Annotated in this window: 12 protein-coding genes; 7 read left to right on the top strand and 5 right to left on the bottom strand. The window is 72.4% G+C overall.

Translation table 11 applies throughout. The features are described from left to right. Positions 1-193: 193 nt before the first annotated feature. Complete coding sequence (locus MXD95_RS03835; protein WP_250639148.1) at positions 194-1,546, top strand: M16 family metallopeptidase; 1,353 nt, start codon at positions 194-196, stop codon at positions 1,544-1,546. Continuing rightward, positions 1,543-2,895, top strand: coding sequence for a M16 family metallopeptidase (locus MXD95_RS03840; protein WP_374121952.1), 1,353 nt, complete (start codon positions 1,543-1,545; stop codon positions 2,893-2,895). The genes MXD95_RS03835 and MXD95_RS03840 overlap by 4 nt, the downstream gene beginning before the upstream one ends. An 83-nt stretch (positions 2,896-2,978) precedes the next feature. On the opposite strand, the gene MXD95_RS03845 is transcribed toward MXD95_RS03840, so the two are convergent. Both MXD95_RS03845 and MXD95_RS28810 read right to left on the bottom strand, forming a co-directional pair. Then, positions 2,979-4,769 carry an ANTAR domain-containing protein gene (locus MXD95_RS03845; protein ID WP_250639109.1) on the bottom strand — a complete coding sequence of 597 codons (1,791 nt, stop codon included), beginning with the start codon at positions 4,767-4,769 and terminating at the stop codon, positions 2,979-2,981. 113 nt (positions 4,770-4,882) lie between these two features. Then, positions 4,883-5,122 (bottom strand): mycoredoxin, encoded by a 240-nt coding sequence (locus MXD95_RS28810; RefSeq protein WP_250639110.1) that lies wholly within the window; start codon positions 5,120-5,122, stop codon positions 4,883-4,885. A gap of 95 nt (positions 5,123-5,217) precedes the next feature. Between MXD95_RS28810 and MXD95_RS03855 the strand changes: the two genes are divergently transcribed. From MXD95_RS03855 to MXD95_RS03870, 4 genes are all read left to right on the top strand, one after another. Further along, positions 5,218-7,545, top strand: a complete 2,328-nt coding sequence (locus MXD95_RS03855; protein ID WP_250639111.1) for an ATP-dependent DNA helicase UvrD2 — start codon at positions 5,218-5,220, stop codon at positions 7,543-7,545. A gap of 173 nt (positions 7,546-7,718) precedes the next feature. Further along, positions 7,719-8,147 (top strand): hypothetical protein, encoded by a 429-nt coding sequence (locus MXD95_RS03860; protein WP_250639112.1) that lies wholly within the window; start codon positions 7,719-7,721, stop codon positions 8,145-8,147. A gap of 110 nt (positions 8,148-8,257) precedes the next feature. After that, on the top strand, positions 8,258-8,545 hold the full coding sequence (locus MXD95_RS03865; protein ID WP_250639113.1) for a WhiB family transcriptional regulator: 288 nt from the start codon (positions 8,258-8,260) through the stop codon (positions 8,543-8,545). Between the two features lie 101 nt (positions 8,546-8,646). Continuing rightward, positions 8,647-10,311, top strand: a complete 1,665-nt coding sequence (locus MXD95_RS03870) for an alkaline phosphatase family protein (RefSeq protein ID WP_250639114.1) — start codon at positions 8,647-8,649, stop codon at positions 10,309-10,311. A 119-nt stretch (positions 10,312-10,430) separates the two neighbouring features. Here MXD95_RS03870 and MXD95_RS03875 read toward each other — a convergent pair whose 3' ends face one another. The 3 genes from MXD95_RS03875 to MXD95_RS03885 all read right to left on the bottom strand — a co-directional run bounded on the left by MXD95_RS03875 (position 10,431) and on the right by MXD95_RS03885 (position 15,512). Continuing rightward, positions 10,431-12,200 carry an ABC1 kinase family protein gene (locus MXD95_RS03875; protein ID WP_250639115.1) on the bottom strand — a complete coding sequence of 590 codons (1,770 nt, stop codon included), beginning with the start codon at positions 12,198-12,200 and terminating at the stop codon, positions 10,431-10,433. A 61-nt stretch (positions 12,201-12,261) separates the two neighbouring features. Next, positions 12,262-13,692 carry a ThiF family adenylyltransferase gene (locus MXD95_RS03880; RefSeq protein ID WP_250639116.1) on the bottom strand — a complete coding sequence of 477 codons (1,431 nt, stop codon included), beginning with the start codon at positions 13,690-13,692 and terminating at the stop codon, positions 12,262-12,264. Between the two features lie 329 nt (positions 13,693-14,021). Beyond that, positions 14,022-15,512, bottom strand: a complete 1,491-nt coding sequence (locus tag MXD95_RS03885) for a zinc-dependent metalloprotease (protein ID WP_250639117.1) — start codon at positions 15,510-15,512, stop codon at positions 14,022-14,024. A gap of 120 nt (positions 15,513-15,632) precedes the next feature. Between MXD95_RS03885 and MXD95_RS29530 the strand changes: the two genes are divergently transcribed. Continuing rightward, positions 15,633-16,364, top strand: coding sequence for a molybdenum cofactor biosynthesis protein MoaE (locus MXD95_RS29530; RefSeq protein ID WP_480024054.1), 732 nt, complete (start codon positions 15,633-15,635; stop codon positions 16,362-16,364). Positions 16,365-16,370 lie beyond the last annotated feature (6 nt).

Here is a 16,370-nt window from a genome sequence, read left to right on the forward strand (position 1 = left end):
ACGGGCAGCAGCGGGCAGTAGCGTGGCTACCGTGTCCTCGTCCTCGCCCCACGCTCCCGACCCGGTCGGCTCCGCCGCGGTGAGGTCGGCGCCCGCGGTCCCCTCTCCGACTCCGGCGGACTCCACCCCGTCCCATCCGGCATCGTCTCGGCCGGCCCCCGCTCAGCGGGCGTCGCCCCGGCCGGCGGTGCCCCTGCTGGCGTCGGCGTACCCGATCGAGCGGGCGCGGCTCGACAACGGGCTTCGTGTCCTGCTCGCGCCCGACCGGACGGCGCCGGTCGTGGCGGTGAGCGTGCACTACGACGTCGGCTTTCGGTCGGAGCCCGAGGGGCGGACCGGTTTTGCGCACCTGTTCGAACACCTGATGTTCCAGGGCAGTGCCAACATCGGGAAGGCGGAGCATCCCAAGTACGTCCAGGCCGCCGGGGGAATCTTCAACGGTTCCACCCATCCGGACCACACGGACTACTACGAGCTGCTGCCGTCCGGCGCACTGGAACTCGCTCTGTTCCTCGAGGCTGACCGGATGCGAAGCCCCAAGATCACACAGCAGAATCTTGAGAACCAGATCGCGGTCGTGCAGGAGGAGATCCGGGTCAACGTTCTGAACCGGCCGTACGGCGGATTTCCCTGGATCAAGCTGCCCCCGGTCGCCTTCGACACGTTTCCCAACGCGCACAACGGTTACGGCGATTTCACCGAGCTTGCCGCGGCGAGCCTCGAGGATGCCGAGGACTTCTTCGACAAGTACTACGCGCCGGGCAACGCCGTGCTCACCATCGCCGGCGACTTCGATCCGGATGAGGCGCTCACCTTCGTCGAGCGCTACTTTGGTGACATCCCCGCCCGTGACGTGCCGGCGCCGCGCAGTTTCGTCGAGCCTGTCCCGAGTACGGAACGCCGGGCGCGGATCACCGATGCGCTCGCCCCCCGCGCTGCGCTCGCCGTCGGCTACCGAGTTCCTGATCCGATCGCCGACCTGACCGGCTTCCTCGCCTACTACCTGTTGGCCGACGTGCTCAGCGACGGGGATGCCAGCCGCCTCGAGCGCCGGCTTGTCCAGAAGGATCGGTCGGTGATCGCCGTGCGCACCTACCTCGGCACCTTTGGCAGCGCGTTCGAGCAGCGCGACCCGATGCTGTTCACCCTGGACGTCCGTCAGTCCGAGGACACCACCGCGGACGCCGTGCTCGCCGCCGTCGACGAGGAACTCACCCGCCTGGCCGACGACGGCCTGGTCGACGGCGAGCTGGAACGGGTGCAGGCGCGCGTCGCCTCCTCGCTGCTGCGCGAGGCCGACGACGCCCTGAGCCGAGGCATGGCGATGGGCGTGCACGAGCTTCGCCGCGGCCGTCCGGAGCTGCTCAACGAGCTGCCGGGGGAACTGGCCGCCGTCACCGCCGAGGCTGTGGGCGCTGCCGCCGGCAGCCTGCTGACCCAGGGCCGCTCGGTCCTCGAGCTGCACGCTGGGGCCGCGTCCACCGCGGCGGCGCCGGCCGCGGCATCATCCACTGCGGCAGCCGCAACGACACCGGGAGCACCGTGACCTCGCCAGCCTCGCCCACGACGGCCTCCACGGCGGAGGTGGTCATTCCCGCCGTGCGGCCGTCCGAGCCGGCGCGGTTGCCGGTGGTCGCCGATCGCATGCTCGACAACGGGCTGCGGGTGCTTGTGGTCGAACGGTCCAGCGTGCCGCTCGTGGAGGTGCGCCTGAGGATCCCGTTCGCCGGCCATGGCGTGGAGCATCAGGCCCGAGCGGAGGTGCTGGCGGAGACGCTGTTCACCGGGTCCACCCGCTTTGACCGCACCCGATTGGCCATCGAGGTCCAGCGGCTCGGTGGCGCGCTGTCCACCGGCGTCGACAACGACCGGCTCACCGTCGGCGGCTCGGCGCTCGCGAGCAACCTCGAGCCGCTGTTGCAGATCCTGGCCGAGGTGCTGCTCGGCGCCACCTACCCGCCCGACGAGGTGGCCGGCGAACGCGACCGGATCGTCGAGGACACCGCGGTCGCCCGCAGCCAGCCCGCGGTGATCGCCCGGGAGGCGCTGCTCGCCCGCGTCTTCGGCGACCATCCGTACGCCACCGGCATTCCCGACCCGGACGTCGTCGCGGCTGTCGGCGCCGACGACGTGCGCGCCCTGCACGCGCGGCGGGTCTCCCCGGTCGGCGCCATCCTCACCCTCGTCGGCGACGTGACCGCCGAGCGGGCGTTCACCGCGGTGAACGCCGCCCTCGGCGCCTGGGCCGGCGAGGCCTCCCAGCGCGCCGCGGCGCTCCCGGCGGTCAGCCCCGGGCCGGTTCTCATCGTTGACCGTCCCGGCGCCGTGCAGACGAACATTCGCCTCGGCGGGGCAGCCCTGGATCGCAGGGCCCTCGGCGCGCCGGCCCAGCGGCTCGCCAACACGATCTTCGGCGGCTACTTCAGTTCCCGGTTGGTCGACAACATCCGCGAGGACAAGGGTTACACCTACTCGCCGCGCAGCTCCATCGACCACTATCAGGCCGGTTCCCGGCTCACCATCGCCGCGGACGTCGCCACCGAGGTCACCGGCCCGGCACTGCTGGAGATCTGGTACGAGCTCGGTCGGATGGCGCTGCTCGCGCCCAGCCAGCAGGAGCTGGACGCGGCCCGCCAGTACGCCGTGGGCACGCTCGCGCTCGGCAGCGCCACCGCGGCGGGCCTCGCCTCCACGTTGTCGGCGCTGGCCAGCGCGGGCATCGGCGTGGAATACCTGCGCGATCATCCGCGGGCCCTGGCCGACGTGTCCCTCGCTGACGTCCAGGCCGCCGCGTCCGATCTGTTCGCCCCTACCTGTCTGGTGACGGTCCTCGTCGGAGACCGGCAGAAGATCGCCCGTGCGGTCGAGGACCTCCTGCAGGTCACGCCGGACTAGCGGGTCCCTCCAGTCTGGACGGGCCGCCCACCCGCGCCGGCCCGTCCAGACTGGACGCCTTGATCCGGGTTCGTCCGTCGCCGTCAGTGACGGCTGGACGTGGACCGGGGCGGTGCGGGTCGGGGCGCGCCACCGCCGGGCCCCGAAGCCGGCCCGGGTGGACCGCTGGGGGCTGCGCCGCCCGGGCCCGCCGATGGCGCGCCGGCCGGCCCCGAGGACAGTCCGCTCCCCGGCCCGGCGGACGCACCGCCTGCACCGCCTGCACCGCGCGGGCTGCCTGACGGGGCGCCACCCGGCGTACCGACCACCCCGCCACCGCCACCCGTGCCACCTCGCCCGCCGAGTTCACCGGGCAGGGCCACGCGCGGGTCGCCGACCGAGTCGACGACCTGCCGGGCCAGGTCATGCACCCGACGACCCATGCCGCGGGCGGTGCGCCGCAGCCGCTCGAACGCCTCTCGTGGACGGATCTGGTTGCGCTCGGCCAGAACCCCGATCGCCTGCTCGACGACAACCCGGGAGGCCAGCGCGTGTTCGAGCTGGACGACCGACAGCCGTAGCTGCTCGATCTCGCTGAGGTCGCGTTCGGCGCGTCGCGGCCGTCCCGGCGGCGCGAGATCGTCGGCGAGCAGATCGGCGAGCACCATCGCGGACAGCAGATCGCCGACCGGCCGGACCTCGGGACCCGGTCCTTCGACCACCCACCCGGCGGAGGTTCGCCGCAGCCGCATGTCCGCGCCGGGCTGGCGGGCAGCCGCCGTGATCGCGGCAGCCGCCGCGGCGTTCGACCCTCGGTTCGCGCCGGACGAGGGCCCGCCGGGTCCCGCGGTACCCCCACTCGGAACGGCTGGCTGTCCCGGTCGTGGTGGCCCGGGACGCACCGCCCGCGCGACCGTCTGTGGCGTCGGGGTCCGCCCAGGTCGTGGGGGCGTGGGGCGCGACGTGGCCGATCCCCGACCCGCGGCACCCGCTGGCACCCGTCCGGCCGGGGGAGAACCGGCCGGCGCCGACACCTCGGACCCGTTCGCGGGTCCGCCCCGTGCCGGTTCCGTGGGCACGCCTGCCGTGGACGGGTCGCCCGCCGCCTGGGACACCCGCGTGGGGGCCCCCACCCCCGACTGGCCACCCGTCCGAACCACCTCCCCACTACCGTGCGGCGTCGCCTGCACCGTCCGCGTCGCCTCCGGCACGGTGACCTCCGCGGATGTCGCATCCGGTGGCGCTGTCCGGGGCGCACCCGACGTCGGTGCCGGTGGCGGCTCCGGCGGTGCCGCTGGTGCTCCCGCCTCGAGCGGGGTCGGTGGCGAGGGCGGCTGCGCCGGGGATTCACCGGGCGGCGACGCGCCGCCCGCAGGTGCACCCGGTGGTGGCCCGTTTGGCGAGTCGGCGGGCGGGGGCGTCGAGCCCTGTGGGGATGGTGCGCCCTGGGGGGGGCTCGGCACCTGACCAGATGCGGCCAGCCCGTCGGCAATCCCGCGGATCAGGGCACGATTCTCTGCGGTCACGGGTACCTCGCCGTGGTCCAGGCTGACGAGAACGCCGAGCAGTTGGCCATCTGTATGCAGCACCGGCGTCGCGAGATAACTGCGCACCTCCAGCAGGCGATGCTCCGCGGTGTCGGCGACCGGATGCCCCGGATCGACGCTGGACGCCGCCGCCGGCGCACCGTCGAGCATGCGGGCGATGATGCTCTCCGCACGGGGATAGTTGGTTCCCACGTCCAGACCGGCGAAGGATCCCGCCACCCGGAGATAGCCCACAGTCGTCGTAGAAACCACGACGAAACAGGCTGCCTCCATCCGGTCCAGGGCGTGAACGGCCCGCAGCGCGGCATCGATGGTGCTCCACGCCTGTTCTGAAGGTACTGACGACACAGGCCGAACTCTCCCACAAACTTCACGGGCAGTGACGGACACCGTCCCACGAGCCGGCCGCGTGTGCGGTGGGAAGGTAAGAACTCCCGGGATGTCGTTGCTCTACGTATCCGTTATGCGGCAGAAGTGACCTTCTCGGTGACCTGGCGGAGGCTCGGGTTCGTCATCACGGTGCCATCGGGAAAGAGCACAGTCGGTACGGTCGCGTTCCCGTTGTTCGCATCGCGGACAAGTTGCTCTGCTGTCGGGTCGTTCTCGATATCGATGGTCGTGTACTCCACGCCGGCGCGGTCGAGTTGGCTCTTCAGCCGAACGCAGTAGCCGCACCAGGAAGTCGTGTAGATCGTGAGCACGAATGGCCTCCAAGTCACCGGGACGCTGGCGGTCGCTGCAACAGTGTGGCGGCGCCATCCCTTCCCGCGCCATACCGGTACTACCGTGTCGAGGGATGTCCGTACCCACCGCCCCGACGCCCGCGCCCGCTGCCGGCGCTTCGCCCGCGGCAGGCCCGTCCCCGGTCGCACCCGCCTCGGCGATCGTCCTGTCGCCCGCCGACGAAGGCCCGGATCTGCTGGCGATGCTGGACCCGGAGCAGCGGGCCGCCGCGGATGCACCGATTGGCCCAGTCTGCATCCTTGCCGGAGCCGGTACGGGCAAGACACGCACGATCACCCACAGAATCGCGCACATGGTCGTGGATCGCGCGGTTGCGCCCGATCAGATCCTCGCGGTGAGCTTCACCACCCGGGCGGCCGGTGAGCTGCGCGGCCGGCTGCGGGCGATGGGCGTGCCCGGCGTGCAGGCGCGGACGTTCCATTCGGCGGCGCTGCGCCAGCTGCAGTACTTCTGGCCGACGGTGGCCGGCGGACCGCTGCCCCGGCTGGAGTCCAGCAAGATCCCGAATATGGCTCGGGCGGCCGGACGGCTGGGACTGCGACCCGACCGGCCGGAACTGCGGGACCTGACCGCCGAGGTCGAATGGGCGAAGGTCACGCTGGTCACCCCCGAGGACTATGCGCGCCTGGCCCCGGCGGCGGGCCGCGAGACCACCATGACGGCGCAGACCGTCGGGCGTCTCTACGGCGCCTACGAGGAGGTCAAGCGGGAGGCCGGCGTCCTGGACATGGAGGATCTGCTGCTGCTGACCGCGGCCGTGATCGAGGAGCACGGCTGGGTGGCCGGTGAGATCCGCTCGCGCTATCGGCATTTCGTCGTCGATGAGTACCAGGACGTCAACCTGCTGCAGCAGCGGGTGCTTGACGCCTGGCTCGGGGACCGTGACAGCCTGTGCGTCGTTGGTGACCCACATCAGACGATCTACTCGTTCGCCGGGGCCTCCCCGCGATATCTGCTCGAGTTCCCGCGCCGCTATCCACAGGCGACCCTCGTCCGGCTGGTGCGCGACTACCGTTCGACCCCCCAGATCGTGGGACTCGCCAACCGGCTGGTGACGGCCGGGCCGCGGGCCGAGCTCATCGCCGTCCCCCCGGCCGGCCCCGCACCGGTCTGGCTCGAGTGCGACACCGAGGCGGACGAGGCGAGCGCCGTCACTGGACGCATCCGCGCTCTGCTCGCCCGCGGCACGCCGGCCAGCCGTATCGCCGTGCTGTACCGGACGAACGCCCAGTCCGAGGCGTATGAGACGGCCATCGGCGGCGCCGGTATCGCCTATCTGCTGCGCGGTGGGGAGAAGTTCTTCGCCCGTCCCGAGGTCGTCACGGCGATGCGGCTGTTGCGGGCCGCCGTGCGTTCCGCCGACACCGACCGGCCCGCCGGGCTCGCCGACACCGTCGCGGACGTCCTCGGGGCTCTGCAGTGGTATCCCCACACCCCCGCGGCCGGCCCCGGCGCCGAACGAGAGCGGTGGGAGAACCTCGCCGCCCTGCACCGCCTCGCGGAGGATCTCGCCGCGCGGGTCCCTGAGGCCGGCCTCGAGGAGTTCGTCGACGAACTGGCCGACCGGGCCACCCATGAGCATCTGCCCACGGTCGAAGGGGTGACCCTGTCCACCCTGCACGCGGCGAAAGGCCTGGAATGGGATGCCGTCTTCCTCGTCGGCCTGACTGAGGGCACTCTGCCGCTGGTCCACGCTCGCACCGCCGAGCAGGTCGAAGAGGAGCGCCGCCTGCTGTATGTCGGGGTCACTCGGGCCCGCACCCACCTGGTCCTGTCGTGGTCGCTGGCCCGCACCGAGGGCGCCCGGGTACGACGGCCGTCCCGCTTCCTCGAGGATCTACGGCCGCCTCGCCGGGGCGGCCGTCCGTCCGGTTCCAGGCCCGGCTCTGGTCCCGGGTCTGGCATCGGTTCCGACGGCCGAGGCGGTGTACGGGGGAGCGGCGGGTCCGTTGGTGGCCGTGGAAACCACCATCACGGCGCCGACGGTGCGGGCACTGACGGTGCGGGTGCTGACGGCGCGCAAGAGGCGGACCGGGCAGGGCGTGGTCCTGGCCGGGGGCGTTCCGCGGTGCGCTGCCGGGTGTGTGGCCAGGCGCTCACCGGCGCGCCGGCGCGGGCCGGACGGTGCGCGGACTGTCCCGCCGACGTCGACGCCGAACTGTATGAACGCCTGCGTACCTGGCGTGCTGCCGCGGCGAAGGACGCTCGCCTGCCGGTCTTCGTGATCATTACCGACGCGACGATGCGCGCGATCGCCGAATGCCGGCCCGGCTCGGTCGCCGAGCTGGTGCGCATCCCCGGGATCGGCCAGGCCAAGCTCGACCGCTACGGAGCGGCCGTGCTGGCCCTGGTCGCCGGCCGCACCCCGCCATCCCCCTGATTCCGGGGCCGGGCTCTACGCGCGCCGTGCCGTGACATCCTGTGTCCGGCACGCGACAGAGAAAATACGTTGAGGTTCTCGCGAAGGCCTTCTACCGTTACCCACGACGCCCTACAGACGCCGAGTGGATGCCATGCGCCACCGGCCCTCCGGAGAATCGAGGTGATCTCGCAGTGGTGAACGCTCTGATGGACGGAGTGGGCCGCGAGGTCGTCGGTCTCCGGGGTCTCCCAGCGGCCTCCGGTGCTACCAGTCCGGCCGTCTGCGTCACCGTTTTGGCCGCCTTTGCCGAGGCCCGTGTGGATGCGAAATCCGCGGTTGTCGGCGGTACCGTCGCGCCGTCTGTCCGCTTTCGGAATACCGGCATGTCTGGCATGACCGCGCGTGGCGTCGCTGCGCAATGGTCGCCGGAGCTCGCCGGCCAGCCGATGCGGGTCGCGCTGCCCATCGTCCGGCCGTCCACAGGTCAGCTGTCTGCCGCGAAGTCGTATGCCGCAGCGTTGCTCGCTGCCGTTGCTTCGGCACCCGCGGATGCCTACGGCCTGCCGTCCACGCATCGTCACCTCATGTCTGGATCCGTCCTCGATCCGCTCCCGGGCTAACCGCTCCGGAGCCGACGCGAGAGCCGCGATCCCCATGGGGATCGCGGCTCTTTGTCGTTTCGCTTCCTTCCATCCGCTCGAAGCCCAACCGTGTCGGAGGTGACACCCCGGTGTTCGATCACTCGATCGTCGCCCGGATCGAGCAGGATCGGCTCGTTCTGCCCTGCTGGGACGTCGATCCGGAGATGTTCTTCGCGGAATCCCCGGCGGACGTGGAGACCGCCAAAGCCGTCTGCCGGGCCTGCCCGGTCCGGGTCGCCTGCCTGACGGCCGCCCTCGACCGTGCCGAGCCGTGGGGGGTGTGGGGCGGTGAGCTGGTCGTGACCGGCGTCGTCGTTCCGCGTAAGCGTCCCCGCGGCCGTCCACGGAAGATCCGCCCCGAGGAGGTCGCGGCCTGAGGTCCACTTCGTGGGCGGGACACCGCATGGTCGGTGTTCCGCCCGCTGGCGTTGGCCGTGGATTTCTTCCTGTGCTCCCGGTGGCCGGATAGTGTTTTCCCGTGCCCAGCCGCGATCGCGTCTATCCGCTGTCGACCGGAGCCACTCCGTCCCCCGAACCGCCGCAACCCGTGGTGATGCAGCCGTTCCCCGCGGCTGCCCCCCTGCCCGCCGCCGTTCCGGCGCCCGCGCGCGGACCTGGCTCGGCGGCATCGGGCGCTCCTTCGCCGGGCTCGCCGGCGTCCGGCGGCCTGGTGGACGGCTCCGACGACCTGTCTCGCGCGGTTGCCGCGCTCACCGCACCAGAGCTGGTCACCATCGTCGATCTGGTCGCCTGGCGGGATGCGCAGTGGCTGCACGTCGCGAACGCGGCCGGATCGGCCCGCATCGCCACGACCGCCGCGGACGGGCCCTGGGAGCTGCGATCCGGGCGCCATCCGCTTGGCTCGCAGGACCCGATGCACGGGGTGCCGCTCGCGCGGGCACTCGCCGATCCTTCGCCGCCGAACGAGCGCAACGCCTATCCGTTCGCCGCGCGTCGACTGCTGTCCGCCTTCGGCGATGCCACGCGCTCCCCGGATCTGATCGTCATCCACACTCCCGGCCACTACTGGCCGGAGCGTGGCGGTCATCTCGGGGAGCACGGTTCGCTGGACGCCGCCCAGTCCCGGGCCCCGCTGGTGCTTTCCGGAGCCGGTGTGCACGCCCGCGGCCCGCGCGACGCGGTGGCCCGGGTTGTCGACATCGCACCGACACTCGCCGCCCTGGCCGGTGTCACCATGCCGGGCGTCGAGGGCACCCCGCTGACTGACCTGGTCACGTCCGGTGCGCGCCACGTCGTGGGCCTGCTGTGGGACGGGGCGAACTGTAACGATCTTCTGGATCTCGCCCGCTCCGGCGCCCTGCCGAACGTCGCCCGGCTGCTGGCGAACGGCACCGCGCTGAGCGGCGGAGCCATCGCGGAATTCCCCAGCGTGACACTCACCAATCACACCTCGGCGCTCACCGGCGTCGGCCCCGGTCGGCACGGCATCCTGCACAACGTCTACTTCGACCGCGCCATCGGCCGGCAGGTGATCGTCAACGATGTGAGGACCTGGCACACCGCGTGTGACCAGCTCCGCGACGGCGTCGAGACCCTCTTCGAGGCCGTGGCCCGGCAGCGCCCGCACGCGGTGACCGCCTGTGTGAACGAGCCGGTCGACCGGGGCGCGCACTATTCGACCTTCGGCCTGGTCCGCGCGGCCGGCATCGTCGGCGGTGCCGGTGACATGGGTGACCACCTGCCGCCGCTCGAGGGCGACCCGCACACCACGGCGGAATGGGCGTCGAAGGATCCCGACTACGCGTGGTCCAGCCGGGTCGACGCGCTCGGCCTTACGCAGGTTCTGCAGCTGTGGGCCCCGGACGTCACCCCACCCGATGTCATGTGGTGGAACACCACTGTCACCGACACCGGTCACCACGGTGGTGGCCCGTACTCGTCCGAGTCCCGCGCCGCGCTGCGGGACGCGGATGCGCGGCTCGGCGCCTTCCTCGGCCTGCTCGCAGATCGGGATCTGCTGGCGAACACCGCGTTCCTGCTGACGGCCGACCACGGTTCGGAGGCGGCAGACCCTGGTTGCCGCGGCGACTGGGGTGACGCACTGCGCGACGCTGGCGTGCGGTTCCGTGACGAGGGCTATGGCTTCGTCTACCTCGGTGCGCTCACCGACACGGCGATGTGACCGACACGGCGATGTGACCGGCACGGCGATGTGACCGACACGGCGATCGTGGTGGACCGCCGCGTCAGGTAGCTGGTGCGCGGCCGTACCCAGGCCAGGCTTCCCCCGGCCCGGGTACGTCAGTCCTCGGCGCTGACCGGTTCGGTCGGGGCGGCACCGGCCGGGGCCGGCTCACCGGGAGCCGTGGCGGTGTGGGTCTGCTCCGGAATCGTGTTCTCGCGCGCGGACCTGGCGCTGTCCTCCTCGGCCGCGGGTGCGGCTGTGGTGGGTCCAGCAGTGGCGGGCTTTGGGCCGGCGGCCCGCATGGCCCGGGTCGTCGTGCCGCGGGCCCGGGCGCGGGCAGGCCTGGCAGGAGCGGCGGTGTCCGCGGTGTCCGCGGGGACTGCGGGGACTGCGGGGACTCTGGCGGCTACGGAGGCCGCCTTCGAGCGACGCCGACCGCGGCGGGGGCGCTCCTCGGCCAGGACGACCGGGCCAGTGAGCGGACGGATGACGCCGGCTTCCTCCTCCACCCGCAGGACGGGCAGCGGACGGTCCGCCCGGTTGGCCCGCGCGGCGGCCTTGGCGGCGGGTGAACCGGGTGCGGCGAAACCGGGCTGCCAGGCCTCCATCTCGGCCCGGAAAGGGCCGGTGCTGCCGAGCTGGCACAGGACGCCGATGGCGCCGAGGGTGACCCGGTGAATCAGCAGATACGACGGAGGGAGGTTCAGCTGGCGGCCGAGCTGGGCGGCGGCGGAACGCCAGTCGCTCAGACGGGTGGCCTCCGAGCGCAGCCAGCCGCGGGAGAAGGTGAACGTCTCGTCGGTGATCGGCGCCAGCATGGGAGCCAGGTAGTCGAGCAGGTCCTCGGCCTCGACCTCGGTGGACGGTGGGATGAACCCCTCCGTGCGCAGACCGTCGGCCACGGCCTGCGCGTCGCCGGCCAGGGTCTGGCGGGCGAGCCGGCCGATTGGCTCGGGCAGGCCCCCTGGCAGGCGGTTGACGGCGCCGAAGTCGAGGACGCCCAGGCGCCCATCCGGCAACAGCCGGAAGTTGCCCGGATGCGGGTCGGCATGCAGCAGTCCGGCGCGGGCGGGGCAGGAATAGAGGAATCGGACCAGAAGGAGTCCGGCCCGGTCCCGTTGTTCGGCGGTGCCCGCTCTGATGATCGTGGACAGCGGCGTACCTTCGATCCACTCGCTGACGATCACGCGGTCGGCGCCGGCCAGGGGGCGGGGGACGGCGATGTCCGGGTCGTCCGCGTAGGCGGTGGCGAAGGCTGCCTGCCAAGTGGCTTCAAGCCGGTAGTCGAGTTCCTCGGCGACCCGCGACTTCAGCTCCTCGACGAGCGGTTTGATGTCGAGCCCGGGGATGATCGAGCCGAACAGCCGGGCGGCCCGGCCGAGCTGGTTGAGGTCAGCGAGCAGGGCGGGGCCGGCACCCGGGTACTGCACCTTGACGGCGACCCGCCGGCCGTCGGCCCAGACGGCGCGGTGCACCTGACCGATGCTCGCCGCGGCCACCGGTGTGTCGTCGAACTCGGCGAACAGCGACCGCCAGTCGGCGCCAAGCTCCTCGGTGAGCACCCGGTGCATCACCGCGGTGGGCAACGGCGGCGCGGCCTCCTGCAGTTTGGTCAGCGCTGCCCGGTAGGGCGCGGCCACCTCGTCGGGGAGCGCGGCCTCGAAGACGGACATCGCCTGGCCGAGCTTCATCGCTCCGCCTTTGAGCTCGCCGAGCACGCGGAAGATCTGCGCCGCGGTGCGCTGCTGCAGTTCGGTGGCGACGACCTCGGCGGGACGGCCGCCCAGACGCCGGCCGACGCCGATCGTGGCCCGGCCGGCGATCCCCAGTGGGAGGGAGGCCAGTTTCGCGGTGCGGACGACGGCCCGCCGTGGGATCTCGGACACAGCTCCATCGTGCCTTCTCCTGTCCCGCCGCGGGAGTCGCACGCAGGATCGGCCGGGCCGCTCACCCGGATCCGGTCGGCGTGCTCCGGCGGACTGGGCGGCCCCGCCGATCCCCGCCCCCGGCGGCATCGGGAGCATCCAGCCCCGCCGCGCCGGTCGCTCCTGTGGCTGCTCTGGCAGCCGAGCGTGCTGTGCGACAGGGGCAGTTCGGATGCACGGGCCAGCTGCGCCGCCGGACCCGCCAGCCGGGCGCGGCGAACTCGAGTGTCCCGTTCGCCGTCGCGGGCAGGAGCGGGCCGGCGCCGTAAAATGTGGCGTTTGTCTCAGCGTTGGTGGTTGCCGTCACCTGTCGAGAGTTGACCCCGCCAGACTGGCGGATGAGCATCGCTGCGTCCAGGTAGTCCAGCGACTGCATCGCGGCGAGTGCGGCGACCAGACTCGCGAGCGTGATCTCGCAGGGATCGTCGCCAGCGGCGTGCGGCCGCACGAGCTGCATCGCCAGCAGCGGCCAGGCCGGGTCACGGGTATGGCGGTGCAGGTGCTGGCAGTGCAGGCAGGCGGTCAGGCCGGGAACGACCAGCGGCCCGACGATCCCGCTCGTCTCCTGTACCCCGGCGATCAGATGTGCCCGGCCCAGCTGTTCGAGTTCGAGCGCGGCACCCGGGGCGAGGGTCGGCGGTCCGATCGGGGCGAGCACGACGAAATCCGCGTCGAAGGCGGGCAGACTCGACCGCCGCGGGCCGTGGCCGCCCCCGGCCGGACCACGGGGGGACGAGGGCAGTTGCCCGGTGGGGTTGTGCCCGATGCGAGCCAGTGCCCCGCCCACCGCCAGCGCGCGGGGGCGTCCGACATCCGCCAGCCGCAGGCCACCGGGCGCGATGTCGGCGGCGGTCGTCACGCCCGAATCGTCGATCACGATCCGGCCGATGCCGGCGGCCGCGAGCAGGGCGGCGATCTGGGCGCCCACTCGTCCGGCGCCTCGCACGACCACGCGGGCCGCCCGACGCGCGCGCAGCACCGCCGAGGGGCGGGCCGGATCGGCCGACCGCAGCGACAGCGCGGCGAGGTCCGGCAGCAGGCGCTTCTGTTCGGCCGTACCTGGCGGGGCGGACAGCCCTGAACTATCGGACAGCCCTGCGCCATCGGACGGTTCGCGACCGCCGGTGGGGCCGGGCAGGCCCGTCCGGCCCGGCGCTCCCAGCGCCTCGGCCAGACGAGCCAACGCCGCTGGATCAGGGGCCGCAACCGACGGGACCGCCGCGTCGGCGAGCATGCCGGCAGCGTCGAGCAGATCTAGCAGGTCCCGCCCGGCAGGGCCGCTGTCGGCACGCACCTGTTCCAGCGTGCGGTGGCCGTCGAGCGCGTCGAGCAGCGCGGTGTGCGCCGGCTGCAGGCCGGTGACCACGACGGCCCGGGCTGGGTCGATACCGAGCTGCAAAGTCGAGCCGTTGTGCCAGAGCCTGCGTAGGCCCGGCTTGAGGATCGGGTGCATGGATCCCCCGCAGGTCCACCGGCGGCTGTGGCCGCCGGACACGAATCGGAGTCCGGCCCGCGGGCCGGGGCTCCACCGTGTCACGCGGAATCGTTTTCCGGCGAGGGTCCGTCGACCGCTGTGGATGACCGGTCGGGAGCTGTGGATGAACCCGGTGAGGCTGGCCCCTTCTTGAGGAAATGCTGCAGCTTTACGTAAATGTTCAAATAAAGCGGACCTATTGAGCTTCGATGTCGGCCCAGGTGGCCTCCGGCCTCATGCGCCGTGATTCCTGGCGGATGAGGCGGTCGCGGTCAGGACTATCGGCGCGTGGGTGGCCGGGATGGCTGTCAGCCGGTGCCGCCCGACTTGCCGAACGGACTGTCGGGGCCCTGGCCACCACCGCCGGGACCACCACCGCCGGGACCACCGGGACCGGGACCGCCAGGGCCGGGGCTGTCTGGGCCGGGACCGCTGGAGGCCGGGCCGCCGGTTGCGGGACCGCCTTCGGCAGGGGGTGTGTCGCGTAGTTTCTCGATCTCGGCGATCGGGTCGTAGGAGGCGTCGGAACTCGAACCATGCACGAAGCCATCCGGCGAGCCCAGGTCGTCCGCCGTGGGCAACAGGTCCGGATGTGCCCACACCGCGTCACGTCCGTCCCGGCCGCGGGCCTCGCTCAGGGCCGCCCACAGCGCTGCCGCCTCGCGCAGCTTGCGCGGCCGCAGCGAGAGCCCGACCAGCGTCGCGAAGGTCTGCTCGCCCGGCCCGCCCTCAGCCCGGCGGCGGCGGACCATCTCCCGCAGCGGACCCGCAGCCGGCAGATGACCGGTCGCGGCGGCGTCGGTGACATGGTCGACCCAGCCCTCCACCAGAGCGAGGACGAGCTCGAGGCGGGCGAGCGCCGCCTGCTGCTCGGGCGTGGTCGCGTCGTTGAACACGTCCTCGCCGAGCACTTCGGACAGCCGCTCGGGGTTCATCAGGGTGCTCGGATCGACCATCCGCATGACCCGGCCGACCGCCTCGGTGTCGACCGCGATGCCGCGCGCGTACTCCTCGACGGCGCCCAGGACATGCGCCCGCAGCCACGGCACGTGCGCGAACAGCCGGGCGGACGCCGATTCCCGCAGGGCGAGGTAGATGCGGACCTCATCCGGCGGGATCTCCAGCCCCGATCCGAAAGCGGCGACTCCGGCGGGCACCAGCGCCGCTGTCCCCGCCGGACCCAGCGGCAGACCGACCTCGGTGGAGGAGACGACCTCGGCGGCCAACGTCCCGATCGCCTGGCCCACCTGCGCGCCGAACAGCATGCCGCCGACCTGGTTCATCATGCTCATGACCGGCCCGCCAGCACCCATGAGGGCGCCGAGGTCGAGGCCCGCGGGCAGCGCGCCGCGCAGTTCCTCGGGCAGTTCGACGCCGCCCCCGCCGAGCTGGCTCAGGCCGCTGGAGATACCCGTGCGCATCGCCTCGACGACCTTGGTGGCGATCGGGTCGCACAGCGTGCGCCACACCGGCAGGGTCTTTTCCACCCACTCCACCCGCGACCAGCCGGCGGCGCTCGTCGCCCCGGACGGCAGGGTCGTCACCGGGTCAAGCCAGACATCGGCGATCCGCAACGCCTCCGCGACCTGATGCTGCTCTCCGACGGGGACGACGGACGCTCCGTCGCCGAGCGAGCGGACGGCGATCTGCCGGGCCAGCTCCCAGTTGACCGGACCGCCCTGCCAGGACAGAAGTCGCTCCAGTTCGGCGAAGAACGGCGCGCCGCTGCCGAAGGGGAAGCGGGGCTCCTCGCCGCCGCCCCCGGAGGGCGTGAAGCCGAACGGAAGGTTGCCACTCATCGGACGTGGCCTGATCGGGAAGCGGTACGTCGCATGCGCGGTTCGGGCATGAACCCACGGTAATGCGTTTTCTGCCGGCTGGCCGGAACGGATGCTGCCCAGCCCGGTTAGGGTCGGGACGTGGAGCCGTCGCGTTTGTCCATGCCCGCCGAGACGATGACGTCGCTGTCCGCCGAGACGTTGACGCGGCGTCCGCCCGAGGTGTCCGCCGACGCGTTCGTCGAGCCTGGCGGCGTCGATGTCACGACCGCCGGAGCCGATCTCGGCCGGGGTGCGCCGATCGGGTCCGCCGCGCGCGTTCCCCGGCGCACCGCGGCGAGCCCGGTGTCCTCGACGGCCCGCGAGACGAGCTGCGAGCAGACGCCGGACGGGGCCGGGCGGCATGGTCCGCGGGGCGCGGCGGACGGCGGGGGCCTCCCGGTAGGCTCCCCCGCGCGGGTGATGATCGCTGATGTTCGTGACGCTGCGTTGTCGATCGACGAGTGCGTGTCGGCCGTCCTGCTCCCGGAGGTCGGCGGAATCGCGCTGTTCGTGGGCGTGGTAAGGAATCACGATCATGGTCGGCCGGTCTCGGACCTTGCCTACGAGGCGCATCCGCGAGCGGCGGCGGAGATCGAGCGGGTAGCGACGGCCGTCGCGGTCGACGAGGGAGCCCGCGCGATCGCCGTCACCCACCGGACCGGGCACCTCCGCGTGGGGGAGCTTGCGGTCGTGGTGGCGGTGGGCGCGGCACATCGCGCCGAGGCATTTGCCGCCTGTCGTCGTCTGATCGATGACATCAAGTCGGGCGTTCCCATTTGGAAACACCAGATTTTTGCCGATGGCGCGGTGGAATGGGTAGGCGCCTGCTGAGCGGGC

Origin of the sequence: Frankia sp. AiPa1 (assembly GCF_023243075.1) — a bacterium.
GTDB lineage: Bacteria > Actinomycetota > Actinomycetes > Frankiales > Frankiaceae > Frankia.

What these genes read in the sequence shown, in the direction of transcription:
- MXD95_RS03880 (WP_250639116.1), bottom strand. Translation starts at nt 13,692, where the DNA reads ATGCACCCGATCCTCAAGCCGGGCCTACGCAGGCTCTGGCACAACGGC.
- MXD95_RS03885 (WP_250639117.1), bottom strand. Translation starts at nt 15,512, where the DNA reads ATGAGTGGCAACCTTCCGTTCGGCTTCACGCCCTCCGGGGGCGGCGGC.
- MXD95_RS03855 (WP_250639111.1), top strand. Translation starts at nt 5,218, where the DNA reads ATGTCCGTACCCACCGCCCCGACGCCCGCGCCCGCTGCCGGCGCTTCG.